Source organism: Sporomusa sphaeroides DSM 2875 (genome assembly GCF_001941975.2).
GTDB lineage: Bacteria > Bacillota > Negativicutes > Sporomusales > Sporomusaceae > Sporomusa > Sporomusa sphaeroides.
The window spans coordinates 1,158,384-1,170,970 of sequence record NZ_CP146991.1 but is presented as its reverse complement, the minus strand read 5'-3'; the positions used below and the strand labels follow the sequence as shown (position 1 = coordinate 1,170,970).

At 48.8% G+C, this 12,587-nt stretch carries 12 protein-coding genes; 1 reads left to right on the top strand and 11 read right to left on the bottom strand.

What is annotated here, in order from left to right:
- Positions 1–34: 34 nt before the first annotated feature.
- The 4 genes from SPSPH_RS05070 to SPSPH_RS05055 all read right to left on the bottom strand — a co-directional run bounded on the left by SPSPH_RS05070 (position 35) and on the right by SPSPH_RS05055 (position 3,467).
- Positions 35–754, bottom strand: a complete 720-nt coding sequence (locus SPSPH_RS05070; protein ID WP_075753836.1) for an energy transducer TonB — start codon at positions 752–754, stop codon at positions 35–37.
- Positions 755–805: 51 nt separating this feature from the next.
- Positions 806–1,600, bottom strand: coding sequence for a Rossmann-like domain-containing protein (locus tag SPSPH_RS05065; RefSeq protein WP_075755966.1), 795 nt, complete (start codon positions 1,598–1,600; stop codon positions 806–808).
- A 152-nt stretch (positions 1,601–1,752) separates the two neighbouring features.
- Complete coding sequence (locus tag SPSPH_RS05060) at positions 1,753–2,775, bottom strand: ATP-binding cassette domain-containing protein (RefSeq protein WP_075753834.1); 1,023 nt, start codon at positions 2,773–2,775, stop codon at positions 1,753–1,755.
- A complete protein-coding gene (locus tag SPSPH_RS05055) occupies positions 2,772–3,467 on the bottom strand; it encodes a GTP-binding protein (RefSeq protein WP_075753832.1) in 696 nt (231 codons plus the stop codon). Before SPSPH_RS05055 ends, SPSPH_RS05060 begins: the two co-directional genes overlap by 4 nt.
- A 329-nt stretch (positions 3,468–3,796) precedes the next feature.
- Between SPSPH_RS05055 and SPSPH_RS05050 the strand changes: the two genes are divergently transcribed.
- Positions 3,797–5,074, top strand: a complete 1,278-nt coding sequence (locus SPSPH_RS05050) for a purple acid phosphatase family protein (protein WP_109298135.1) — start codon at positions 3,797–3,799, stop codon at positions 5,072–5,074.
- Positions 5,075–5,293: 219 nt separating this feature from the next.
- Here the strand turns inward: SPSPH_RS05050 and SPSPH_RS05045 are convergent, their stop codons facing one another.
- From SPSPH_RS05045 to hydE, 7 genes are all read right to left on the bottom strand, one after another.
- Positions 5,294–5,500 (bottom strand): CopZ family metallochaperone, encoded by a 207-nt coding sequence (locus SPSPH_RS05045; RefSeq protein ID WP_075753828.1) that lies wholly within the window; start codon positions 5,498–5,500, stop codon positions 5,294–5,296.
- A 22-nt stretch (positions 5,501–5,522) separates the two neighbouring features.
- The gene (locus SPSPH_RS05040) at positions 5,523–7,955 is read right to left on the bottom strand and encodes a heavy metal translocating P-type ATPase (protein WP_075753826.1); all 2,433 of its coding nucleotides are present in this window, start codon (positions 7,953–7,955) and stop codon (positions 5,523–5,525) included.
- A gap of 28 nt (positions 7,956–7,983) precedes the next feature.
- A complete protein-coding gene (locus SPSPH_RS05035) occupies positions 7,984–8,253 on the bottom strand; it encodes a metal-sensitive transcriptional regulator (RefSeq protein WP_075753824.1) in 270 nt (89 codons plus the stop codon).
- Positions 8,254–8,497: 244 nt separating this feature from the next.
- Entirely contained in the window at positions 8,498–9,433 is a 936-nt protein-coding gene (cysK, locus tag SPSPH_RS05030) for a cysteine synthase A (protein ID WP_075753822.1), read from the bottom strand.
- A gap of 235 nt (positions 9,434–9,668) precedes the next feature.
- A complete protein-coding gene (locus SPSPH_RS05025; protein WP_075753820.1) occupies positions 9,669–10,838 on the bottom strand; it encodes an ABC transporter substrate-binding protein in 1,170 nt (389 codons plus the stop codon).
- A 311-nt stretch (positions 10,839–11,149) separates the two neighbouring features.
- Positions 11,150–11,482 (bottom strand): YezD family protein, encoded by a 333-nt coding sequence (locus tag SPSPH_RS05020; protein ID WP_075753818.1) that lies wholly within the window; start codon positions 11,480–11,482, stop codon positions 11,150–11,152.
- A gap of 14 nt (positions 11,483–11,496) precedes the next feature.
- Positions 11,497–12,543, bottom strand: a complete 1,047-nt coding sequence (hydE, locus tag SPSPH_RS05015) for a [FeFe] hydrogenase H-cluster radical SAM maturase HydE (protein ID WP_075753816.1) — start codon at positions 12,541–12,543, stop codon at positions 11,497–11,499.
- Positions 12,544–12,587: the final 44 nt, after the last annotated feature.

The following is a 12,587-nucleotide window of genomic DNA, read 5'->3' as shown; positions in this document are numbered from 1 at the left end:
TGTTGTGCTCTTTAATATAAACACTATATTTCTATCAGCGATCCAGGCTAAACGTAACCGGCACTCTCACCCTGCCAGGTACAGCCTGTCCGCCGCGCTCGGCAGGATTAAACCGCCATTTGTACAGCACTACGTTCACCGCCGCCTGATCCAGCACATCATAGCCTGAGCTTTCGGCCACTTTCGCCTCGGCGGCTCTTCCCGCAGCCGTCACCAGTACACTGACAAATACCTTTCCCTGCCAGTGATTGCGCCTGGCTTCCACCGGATATTCCGGCAAAGGCGCATAAGCCAGCGACGGCCGGCGGTCAACCGGCTCTGCTGCCGGCCCGGTTCCGCCGGCAGAGACGCTATTTCCCGTCCCGCCGCCTGCCGCCGCTCCTGCTCCTGCCTCTCCGCTAAAATCGCTGCTGCTTACGCCTGATGACACACCGGCCGCGGCGACAGCTGCAACCTGCGGCCAAGCCTCGGTCTGCTCCCTGACGGGAGCCAAGCGGGCAGCTGCCGGCCTGGCAGCCGGATAAACCTGCTTGTTGCTGCTCAGGTCCGGGCTGTGATTACTGGCCGCCGGTATCTCCTTCGCCTGACCCGGTTTAGCAGCAGGGGGGAGCGGTGCCAGCTCAACTTCCATATATTCAAATTGTGGCTCCAAGGCTGTTTCCGCCAATAATCCCTGCCCCACTAAAGCAAAAACGCTAAGGTGAACAGCCAAAGCCACCGCAAAGGCTGAGCCCCAAGTCCCTGCCATCCTCATAATGACGCTCTTCCTTTCACCAGTGCCCGGTAAACTTGTTTGTTCGAACACTTAGATATCAAGTCCCGCCAGGCTGGTCCTCCCAGTGAACTCTTGGGATTTAAGCGCTACTTTCTGCCCTGTCTTGTAAATCGGGCTGCGTTCCAGGCCTGCCACAATCTGCGCCGCACCGGCATTATCCTTAACCACAAAGCCTGATAAATCATTGACACCGAAAGCAAATAGCGACGGTGCCAATGGTGTTGATGGGCCGACAATAATAACATAAGCATTTTTTGATAAATTCAGCAGACGCGGTAATGTCTTGTAAATAAGACTTGTACAGCTTAAGACAACAAAATCATATTCCGGCAGGATGTAGTCGGCGGCCGATTCCGGGTAATCACCTTCCTCCTCCGGCTCACGCGCAATGATGACGAGGTCAGAGACAGGCCGGAACAATTGCTCAACATAGGGAAAATGACCGAAAACAGCTACTTTTTTATTTTTTATCCTATTTTGATAGGCAATAAAGGGATCATTAAGACGATCCTCACTGTATAAGCTGTTAGCAAGCACAATGCCGTTGTCTGCCGCAGTTGCCGGCGAATTATACCAGGTATTTATGGCCGCCAGACCGACAGAGGCTTCGACGAAATTCCAGGATTTAATACATTCTGCCAGCTTCCGCAAGGGCATATTAAGTGTCTTTTTCATCGTCTCCGGCAGGGTATCGCCTGGTATGATATGGCTGAAGCCACACCTCTCCCCGCTGCGTATGAGTACGCCATAAGTGCCGCAGATAAATTCGTCGACAAGACAATCCTCCGGTATTCCCGCAATCATAGTGTCATATAACTCCCACATTTTCTCGCCTCCATCTGTCATAAGAACCGCTGCCGCGGCCTTTAATTCTCCTTGGCTCGTCCCCTTTGTGTCCCTGGCATTCTCTGCGGCCATCGGATAATTCCGCCTAGGATTCAGGTGGAGTTAAAACTCCACCTGAATCAAGTCTACATTTATCCCAGGACAGGCATCAACGGCTTAACCCGCTCTCCGTACCGCAATTGCTGCCTGACAGCCAGCATCATGGCATCCAGTTTTTCAATATCACGTAAGCTTTTGGCCTCTTCGTCCGATGTCTCCAGGATTTTATAGATACCGCCATTTTTGATAACAATCCGTTTATCGGCACTCAAGGCCAGCAGCGGGTCATGGGTGGAAATCAGTACAATCTTTTGGTTTTCAGTCAACAGGCTGATGGCCTGCTTCCTGTCAATGCCGGCATTTTCGATTTCATCAATCAGAACAATGGGCGAGGCGCTCATATGAGCTGTGTCGGCAATCATCAGCGCCCGTGATTGCCCCCCTGACAGCTCAGTTACTCTGGTATCCATGGCAAATTTTTCACCAGCCATTTCGTTGGCGCAAACAAAGCAGCGGTTGATGACTTGTTCGGGATTTTTGCACAGGCGGATCTTTGCATGCATTGCCAGAAATTCCGCCACATTCACATCCATAACAAAATTCATATTTTGCGATAACTGCGCCACCAGTTTATTGCCCATATCAAACCGCTGTTCATCAGTCAACACATGATCATTGATCAGAATTTGCCTGTTGGTCGGTGTATCGCATTGCGCCAGGCATTCAATGTCCCCTAAGAGACGGCTTTTCCCTGAACCGGTAGGGCCGACAATGCTGATAACCTCACCGGCGGCAATGGTAAGCGTCACATTCTCGGCTTCCCCTGCTTTATTTCTACCGCCGATGATGGTAATACTTTCTACCTTTTCCTGTGCCTCCAGGTTTCCTGCCAATGCTGCCACGAACCTTACCAGTTCTTCTGTCAAGCTGAATCTATCAAGACCGAACTCTGCCAATTGCTCCTGTGGTATTTCGGCCAAAGCCTGAGCCAGCGTAAGATTTTTCTGCAGATTCGGTAAATTATAATTAATAAAGAAATCCTGTACCACCGGATAAGTATTGATAATTTCAGCAATTGTCCTGCTTGCCGCACACTCTCTGATTGCTTGCCTCATGATTCCACCTTGAATTCCATCTTTTTCAGCATTCCCATCTGGTAGCTTTCACCGATTCGCGTTTCACCGGTACAGTAAGCGCATACAGAAGCCGGCATGGAAAAGCGCAAGCGCCGGTTTCTCACACTGGTAACAGCAGCTGCATTCATAACATGCTTGCTTAAGAGAAATGCACCCTGACCGGTAATGCCATTCACAAAGAGAATGGAGGCCCTGGGGTTAACCTGCCGGACACTCCCCATAAAAACCTCCCGTTCGGCTTGGGAAACAATATCACCCTTGGTAATGACAACAATATCGGCCAGCTTGAGCATAGGACCAATTTTGCGGGGAGTATTCACCCCTGATAGATTATCAATAACACAAATGGCAAGAATTCCCTGGATATGCGGGGAACAGCGATTACATAAACCCGCGCTTTCACTGATCAATATATCCAGCCCGGTGCGTTCTCCCCACTCCACAGCATCAGCAATATTAGTAATAAAAAAATGATCAGGGCAAAATTTCCCGGAAAAGCCCACCTGCACTTTTACGCCATATTCTTCGTAACGCAGTTGATCAAAAGAAGTCAGACAGTCAAACTTAACCACGCCGACCTCCTGCCCACCTTGCCTAAGGCAATCAATCAGCCGTAAAATTACCGAGGTCTTACCAGAAGAAGGTGCCCCTGACACCGTAATCAGCTTCATTAAGCTACCCCCACCCTGCATCGCATCCATAATTTACTATATTTATCATCTTAATACAAAAACGAACACCAGTCAATAAAACCATCAATTAAACATCATTATTGTTTGTTTTTGTTTGTTTATGTTGTTTATATTTAAAAATGCGCTTAAAATGATTCTAAGCGCATTGGTTACCGTTGAAACCGTGTTATTAAAAAACCCTCGTTTTCTTTTTAAATAGTCTAATAAGGTTTATTTATGCTTATTTTTTATTTTAAAATTAATCCAAATGATAAAAGGGCAAACCATTTAAAAGTTGTAATAGCTTATAACAGAAAGGCGGCGAAATAATGGCTGGTTATCGAATAAGGGATGGTATCCTCATCTTTCTACTGGCGGCGGTGCTGGCGGTTTTACCGGTGCCGCTCGCTGGAGCGGTGGCAGACGCCTATACGGCGCAGCATGTGACACTAACCTGGACAGACAGGGCAAGTGTCACGCAGACTATTACCTGGAAAACAGAATCATCCTGGCCTGTCGGTAAAATCATGTATGCTGAAAAGGCCGACAGTAATGTATTTACTGCTAAAGCCACGGTTGTCACCGCTACCTCCCGGCCGCTGCCTGCCGACGGAAGCGGCCTTGTCGTCCATGTAGCGGCACTGACAGGGCTGAAGCCTGATACAACCTACATGTACCTGCTGGGAGATGGTGATAGCTGGAGCCGGCCGTACTGGTTTACAACAGCACCTGCCAATACGGCGGCTTTTCGCTTTCTTGTTTTCGGTGACTCGCAGAGTGACCGGTATGAGAGCTGGGGCCGGCTTGTCAGGCAGGCCTACCAGGCCAATCCCCAGGCGGCGTTTTTGACAGTAGTCGGCGATCTTGTCGATGTCGGCGCCGATTACGGCCAATGGCAGGAGTGGTTTGACGCAGCCGAAGCTGTTATCAGCAACGTCACCGTCATGCCGCTTACCGGCAATCATGAAACATACACGCCGGTCTGGGGCGAACGGACTATGCCTGTTTTGTTTACCGCCCAGTTCAAGCTTCCCGCTAACGGACCTGACGGTTTACAAGGCCTTGTCTATTCATTCGATTACGGCGACGCCCATTTCGTTATCCTGGATAGCCAGGAACGGGAGGAGGCGCGCTTTATACCGGATATGCTGGCAAGGCAGCAGGCCTGGCTTGATGCCGATCTGGCGGCAACTGCTAAGCGCTGGAAGATTGTGCTGCTGCACAAGACTCCCTATCCTGTCAAATCAGGCCGAAGCAACGAGCCAGTCAAAGCGGCGTTCGTCCCGCTGTTTGACAAGCATCGCGTTGATGTTGTCATAAGCGGACACGACCATGTTTATGCCCGCACCTATCCGCTGACAGGCGATAAGATAACGGCAGGCGGCACAATCTATGTTACGGCAGGACGCAGCGGGGCAAAAGCTTATCAGTATGTTACCCCCAACGAACTCCATGAATTTTTTCATAATCCTTTTGAGGAGCCGAATTATCTTGTCGTCGAAGTAGGGCAAGACAAGTTATCTGTCAAAACTGTTTCACAAAGCGGCCAGCAGATCGACAGCTGGCAGAGGATGAAAGAGAGGACGAAGGAGAAAATCGCCTCATGAAGCTTATTACCGTGCAAGCTTCGGTGATTCTCAGATAAATCGGCTGCCTGACTTCTTTCGCCCAACGGTGCTACAGGAGTATGGCATAAAGACCGGTTTATCACTGCGAAAGCTGAATTACTAAAAGCAAAAAATCAACGTCTTGTTGAAGACGTTGATTTTAGCGTACTTTATTAGCATAGATTTAATATAAAACTTCCTTGCGTCTGTCATTAGTCATTAAACCACGTCAAACCCCACATCTTCCACAGCCTTGACCAGCGCATCCCGTGCAGCAGTACCTGTCACCAGGGCTTCCTTTTTTTCCAGGTCAACACTTGCGCTCACTACTCCCGGAATAGCCTGGAGTGCCTTCTCAACACTCATTTTACAATGTCCGCAGGACATACCTTCAACTTTTAATACAATCTCTGCTGCTTGACTCACAAAATTCACCTCCTTTCGTTCCTTACTTTAACTCGCCGTAAGGGTCAAACCGTTTTAATCTCAACGCATTGGTTACCACCGAAACCGAACTAAACGCCATGGCGGCACCTGCCAGAACGGGGGACAAAAATCCTGCCGCCGCCACCGGAATGCCCAGCGAGTTGTAGACAAGCGCCCAGAATAAATTCTGCTTAATGTTGCGCATGGTTGCCTTACTTAAGCGAATGGCTGCCACCAGGCCGGTTAGCTCTCCCCGTATAAGGGTAATATCGGCGGCCTCAATCGCCACATCGGTGCCGGTGCCAATAGCAAAGCCCACATCGGCAATAGCCAGTGCCGGGGCATCATTAATGCCGTCACCAACCATACCCACAATCTTGCCTTCTTGCTTCAGCGCCTCTACCTTTGCGGCTTTGTGCTCCGGCAGCACCTCGGCCATAACATTTGTAATCCCTACCGCTTGGGCAATGGCCTGCGCCGTACGGGTGTTGTCCCCTGTCATCATCCACACTTCGATACCCATTTTTTGCAGTTCGGCTACAGCCTGGGCCGAGCTTTCTTTTACCGTATCGGCTACCGCCAGCAAACCGCTTAGCTGATTGTCCACCGCCAGCAGCATTACGGTTTTACCCTGAAGCTCCAACTGCTCGATTGTTGCCACCGCTGTTTCATATTCAATATTGTTTTCCTTCATTAGCTTGCGGGTACCCACTAAAATTCGCTTGCCCTCAATCGCAACCTCAATCCCATGGCCCGGAATGGCGGTAAACGACTCCGGTTCGCTGAGGGCTATCCCTTGCTGCTGTCCGTGGGCAACAATCGCCTGCGCCAGGGGATGTTCCGAATTCTTCTCGGCACTGATGGCCAGCCTCACCAGTTCGGCTTCCGCCATCCCGGCCAGGGTGACAATATCGGTCACTTCCGGCTGGCCTTTGGTAATTGTGCCGGTTTTGTCAAGGACAATGGTTGTCAACTTATGGGCATGTTCCAAATGCTCAGCGCCTTTTATCAAGATGCCGCTTTCCGCCCCCTTGCCTGTACCCACCATAATGGAGGTCGGCGTAGCCAGTCCCAGAGCGCAGGGGCAGGCAATAACCAGGACGGCGGTAAAGTTAACCAGGGCGCGCGCAAAATTGCCCGGGTCCAGGATAAAGAACCAGACAGCAAAGGTTACCAGCGACAGCCCGACGACAACCGGAACAAAATAGCCTGAAACCACATCGGCAAACCGTTGAATGGGAGCTTTCGACCCTTGCGCGGCTTCGACAATACGCACAATTTGGGCTAAGGCAGTATCTTTGCCAACCTTAACGGCCTCAAATTTGAAGGTGCCTAATTTATTAATAGTAGCGCCAACCACCTGGTCGCCCACTGCTTTGTCAACAGGCAGGCTTTCACCGGTAAGCATGGATTCATCAACAGTTGATGTTCCTTCACGAATAATACCGTCAACCGGAATTTTCTCGCCGGGACGTACTACCACCACATCCCCGACTAAAACCGCCTCGACCGGAATATCCATTTCCTGCCCGTCGCGAACCACCCGGGCGGTCTTGGCCTGCAGCCCCATCAGCGCCTTAATGGCCTCAGAGGTTTTCCCCTTGGCATTGGCTTCAAGCAATTTGCCTAAGATGATAAGGGTAATCAAAATAGCGGAGGTTTCAAAATACAAGTGCGGTTCCCCGCGCAGCACATTGGCAATACTGTAAAAATATGCTGCCGAGGTGCCAAGCACCACCAATACATCCATATTGGCACTGCCGTTCTTAAGCACCATATAGGCTCCCCGGTAGAACTGCCAGCCGGCAATAAACTGAACCGGTGTGGCCATTACAAATTGGAAATACGGATTCATCAAAAATTCGGTAACCCCGCCCATCAGGCCTAACATATGCAGAATCATGCCCAGCAGGAGCGGCACAGAAAACCCGGCAGCCAGAAACAGGCGAAACCGTTGTTTATTACTTTCGGCTTCATGGGTTTGCTGTTCTTTATCTACCGCCGCCGTATCGGTTAAATCCAGGGCCCCAAAACCGGTGGCTTCAATTTTGGCCTTAATGTCCTGAACGCTGACCACATCCGGATAATACTCGACTGTAGCCTTCTCCACCGCCAGGTTGACAACTGCGCTGACGACACCGGGCAGCTTATTCAGGCTCCTTTCCACCCGCCCCGAGCAAGCCGCGCAGGTCATGCCGGTAATTTTTAATTCCACCTTATCCCGGATCACCGTATAACCCAGCGCTTCAATCTTCTGCGCAATCTCATTAAGCGAGAGCTGCGACCGGTCATAGGTCACCGCCGCCTTTCCGGTTGCCAGATTTACTGCCGCCTTCTCTACTCCCGGCAATTTGGCAAGCCCCCGTTCCACCCTGCCGGAACAAGCGGCGCAAGTCATGCCGCCGACCTTTAGTAATACCGTGTCGGCAGACAGGTTGTTTCGTGCTTCAGCCATATCTGTTTCACCCCTTTAACCCAAAGCTTTATTTTGCGAATTTGGACAAAACGCTCATCAGTTCATCTACAGCTTGTTCGGTACGGTCTTCTTTTATCGCATTAACCACACAGCTTTTTGTATGGCTTTCAAGCATAATCAGTGCCACCTGATTAAGCGCCGCTCTGGCAGCCATAATTTGCTGCAGGACATCCACACAATAGCGGCTTTCCTCCACCATTTTTTCAATGCCATTAATTTGTCCGCCGATACGGCGTAATCTTTTTTTTATGCTAACCTTTTCCTGCTCATTTAACATAGACACCCTCCATATACTATACCCCTGTATAGTATTATAATATAATGAAGCTTACTTATAGTCAATATTTTTTAGTATTTCCTGCAAAAAGATAAAGTAGACTAACCTTCAGCTGGGGTTTTAACCCCCTCTGAAGGCTAGTTCTCGGATACTATATAGAAACAAAGCAGCCCGGGAATTATCCCGGGCTGCTTTACCGTCTCAGTTCCTCATTTCGAGGAAAGCCTGAACTTTGGCAACAAGTTTATTCTTCACCAAACAATGGGGTTGACAGATACCGCTCACCGGTATCAGGCAGAATGACCACAATGTTTTTACCCTTATTTTCCGGGCGTTTGGCCAGTTCTGTCGCGGCATGAAGGGCAGCACCGCTGGAGATACCGACAAGCAGGCCTTCGGTGGCTGCCACTGCTCTTGCGGTTTCAAAAGCATCGGCAGACTGCACTTGAATAATTTCATCAATGGCCTTGCCATTAAATACATCCGGAATAAAACCGGCGCCAATTCCCTGAATTTTATGCGGACCGGGGTTGCCGCCAGACAACACCGGCGAATCAATCGGTTCTACTGCCACAGCTTTAAATCCTGGTTTACGGGCCTTCAACGCTTCGGCAATACCGGTAATGGTACCGCCGGTACCGACGCCGCCTACCACAATATCCACTTCGCCGTCGGTATCTTGCCAGATTTCTTCGGCAGTTGTTTTACGATGAATTTCAGGATTAGCCGGATTCTTAAACTGTTGAGGAATCCAGGAATTAGGAGTTGCCGCTGCCAGTTCCTCCGCCCGGGCAATGGCGCCTTTCATCCCGTTGGCACCTGGCGTCAGTTCCAGCTGCGCCCCTAAGGCTTTGAGCAATTTACGGCGTTCTATGCTCATGGTTTCCGGCATAGTCAGAATCAGCTTGTAGCCACGGGCTGCGGCAACAAATGCCAGCGCTACGCCGGTATTGCCACTGGTGGGTTCAATAATTACAGTATCTTTATTAATAAGGCCTCTGTCCTCAGCATCTTTAATCATCGCATAGCCAATGCGGTCTTTAACACTGCCCAGCGGATTAAAATATTCTACCTTAGCGATAATCCGTCCGCCAACCTCTTTGATGCCAGCATATTGTTTCAATTCCAGCAGTGGAGTATTGCCAATCAGTTCTGTCAGATTTCCATAAATTTTAGCCATAATAAAATCATCCTTTCTTAACCGGTTAATTATATTGTAACCCTTTTCCTGCCTAATAGTAAGACCTGCATACTATTAAGCATTTAACTTTCTGCCGAAAAAACAAAAGGAGACAATCGTGACTGAATAAGCCAGCGATTGCCTCCGGTCTTCCGGTCAGCAGAATATTTATGTTGGCTATATACTAACATAGCCGGGTTTTGACTGTCAACCTTTTTTTACTATATTTTCACCATTATTGTTTAGGGGTGATTTTTTCCTTAAACACTTGTTTGCCGTCTTTCATTTCAATAACAACGGCGCTCTTAATAGGATTATGATTGGCGTCAATTGTTACAATACCTGTGCTCAACTGCAAATCCTTAGTTTGTTCTATGGCATCGCGAATTTTTTGCGGATCAGTGCTGTTAGCCCGCTTGATGGCGTCAATCATCAGCAAACCGGCATCATAGCCCAGAGCGGAGAAAACACTTGGTTCCTGGTTGTATTCTTTCTTATACGCAGCAATAAATTTCACGACATTAGGATCGGTATCCTGGGAAGAAAAGTGACTGCTGAAATAGGTATTGTTCAGCGAAGCGGCACCGGCAATTTCTACTACTTTGGCATCATCCCAGCCATCGGTTCCAATGAACGGCATGTTCATGCCCATTTCCCGTGCCTGCTTAAGAATTTTGCCCACTTCTTCATAATATGCCGGAATAAATACTACCTCAGGATTAAGTGCTTTAATTTTGGTCAGCGTTGACTTGAAATCCTGATCCTTTTGTAAAAAGGCTTCCTGCCCTAAGATGGTACCGCCATTTTGGGTGAATACGGTTTCGAAGGATTTGGCCAGTCCTTTGGAATAGTCGGAACTGTTATCAATATACATAACTGCGGTTTTTACTTTCAGCGTATTGCTGGCAAAGTTCGCCATAATGGTGCCTTGCAGCGGGTCGATAAAGCAGGAACGGAAGGCGTACGGACGCGTTTTGCCATTATCGACAGTAATCTTTTCACTTGTTCCGGTAGGAGTGATAATAGGAATTTTATTATCCTGGGATACCTGTACTGTGGCTATCGTATTTGAACTGGTGGCAGGTCCGAACACGGCTACGACTTTGTCCTGGGTAATAAGCTTGGTAAGAGCATTGGTTGCTTCGGCAGCTTCCGATTTATTGTCTGCCAATACTAACTTTATTTGTTTACCTAACACACCGCCGGAGGCATTAGCTTCTTTGATGGCTAGTTGGATGCCGTTTACTGCTTGTTTGCCATAGTTGGCCACACCGCCGGTTAACTCGAAGTTACCGCCAAGCTTGATTTCATTTGCGGCCTCTTGTTTGGCTCCGCCGCCGCAGCCGGCCAGCGCACCAGCCATCATCAGTGTGCTCATAGCCACTGCTAACATTTTTTTTCGCATATTTTCTCCTACCCCTTTTTCCCCCGTACTATAGCTCCCATTCAGTCTGTACACTGAAACTCACAGAGCGTATCTATGCCGGGGAAATTCTATATTTTATAATCAAAATATACTATACACCTTTACATGTTTATTGTCAACACGGTTTTTGTCGTTTTTACATAAAGTACATTTGTATTTATTAAGAGCACGAATATAGTGCCTAAAAGAAAAGCGTCACCCCTTTCCCGGCGAAAAAAGTGACACTAACATTACAACCCCCAAAAAACATACGGCGATGAACTATAAGCAGTTCATCGCCGTATGTTCCTTTAAATTCCGTCGCCATGAAGGCCGGTTAATTTTCCTACCCGGTATTTTTCGGTTCTCTCCACCTGCATAATCTGTCCTGCCTGGATTTGCATAGCCACTTTTCCATATTCCATGCCGTCAACTGATTGCAATATCCGCATCCGCACCCCAGTGGCAGCCGCTGCAGTTTTACCTGCGCCCTTCGGCGGCTGTTCGCCTATCCGGATTTTTTCCAGTTTCTCCATTTGAATAATCCGTGAATCCTGGAGTACCAGGGTAACAGAACCAAAATTAATATGTCTCACAGCTTGCTCAATCAGCGCAAGCACTTCCTCAGAAATATGTTTATTCATACGCCCATTCCCTTCTAAGCCCGCTTTACCCGGAAACCGTGCGTTTCAGCTACCTTGCGGCCAATACCCTGAATTTTGCCGGTAATACACGAACGGCAATGAGCCGGCGTGTCGTTGATACAAATCTTCCCCGGGTAGAGCAAATACAGCTGCCGGTATTCGCCCTCGGTAACATTGGGCATCACTACATTGGCCCCCCGTTGCAGCGCCAGTACCCGTCCCTGCGGGTTCAAAGACTCCATAGCGGTTGTCGCCGGAATATTAATATCCGGTAACAGCAGCCGGGTCATAGCCATCACCTTGGTGCTTAATTCAAAAGTACCGCCCGCCTCTTTGGCTAACGGCGTGTCCGGATTAGGAATAAACGGACCTACACCAATCATGTCCGCATCCATGCTTTTGAAAAACAAAACATCATCGGCCAGCGATTCAATAGTTTGCCCCGGTATACCGACCAGTGAGCCTGTTCCCAGCTCAAAACCCAGCTCTTTTATGTCCTGCAAGCATTTTACCCGGTTATCCCAGCTCATGCCCGGATCGAGTTTTTCATACAACGCTTTGTCGGTAGTCTCAATTCTGAGCAAATACCGGTCGGCACCGGCATCACGGTATGCTTGATAAACCTCACGGGGTTTTTCACCCACACTCAGTGTAATCGCCAAACCAAGTTCCTTGATTTTTTTGATAATATCAACCATGGCAGCCACATCAAACCATTCATCTTCGCCTGACTGCAGCACAACCGTGCGATAGCCGTATGACTTGGCTTTGGTTGCAAAATCAAGGATGGTTTCCGGTCCCAGACGATAACGGTTTACCTTTTTATTATCCCGCCTTAGACCGCAATACAGACAGTTTTGTTTGCAGGTGTTGGAAAACTCAATCAGACCGCGCAAATGTACCTCGTCGCCCACATACATTCGGCGCACCCGGTCGGCGGCAGCAAAAAATTCCGCTTCGTATTCGGTATCTATCAGCAGCGCAACAATTTCATCTTTAGTAAGCTCATGGGTTGTTTCAGCTTTTTCAATTAATGCCAGTATATCTTTTTTATCAGTCATACTGTTACTGCCTCCCCGTATTCCCAAAATAGTTATCTCCTGTT

Excerpts from the sequence above, each read along its gene's own strand:
- SPSPH_RS05050 (WP_109298135.1), top strand. The coding sequence starts at position 3,797 with ATGGCTGGTTATCGAATAAGGGATGGTATCCTCATCTTTCTACTGGCG.
- SPSPH_RS05065 (WP_075755966.1), bottom strand. The coding sequence starts at position 1,600 with ATGTGGGAGTTATATGACACTATGATTGCGGGAATACCGGAGGATTGT.
- SPSPH_RS05070 (WP_075753836.1), bottom strand. The coding sequence starts at position 754 with ATGAGGATGGCAGGGACTTGGGGCTCAGCCTTTGCGGTGGCTTTGGCT.
- hydE (WP_075753816.1), bottom strand. The coding sequence starts at position 12,543 with ATGACTGATAAAAAAGATATACTGGCATTAATTGAAAAAGCTGAAACA.
- SPSPH_RS05025 (WP_075753820.1), bottom strand. The coding sequence starts at position 10,838 with ATGCGAAAAAAAATGTTAGCAGTGGCTATGAGCACACTGATGATGGCT.
- SPSPH_RS05060 (WP_075753834.1), bottom strand. The coding sequence starts at position 2,775 with ATGAGGCAAGCAATCAGAGAGTGTGCGGCAAGCAGGACAATTGCTGAA.
- SPSPH_RS05055 (WP_075753832.1), bottom strand. The coding sequence starts at position 3,467 with ATGAAGCTGATTACGGTGTCAGGGGCACCTTCTTCTGGTAAGACCTCG.
- SPSPH_RS05035 (WP_075753824.1), bottom strand. The coding sequence starts at position 8,253 with ATGTTAAATGAGCAGGAAAAGGTTAGCATAAAAAAAAGATTACGCCGT.
- SPSPH_RS05020 (WP_075753818.1), bottom strand. The coding sequence starts at position 11,482 with ATGAATAAACATATTTCTGAGGAAGTGCTTGCGCTGATTGAGCAAGCT.
- SPSPH_RS05040 (WP_075753826.1), bottom strand. The coding sequence starts at position 7,955 with ATGGCTGAAGCACGAAACAACCTGTCTGCCGACACGGTATTACTAAAG.
- cysK (WP_075753822.1), bottom strand. The coding sequence starts at position 9,433 with ATGGCTAAAATTTATGGAAATCTGACAGAACTGATTGGCAATACTCCA.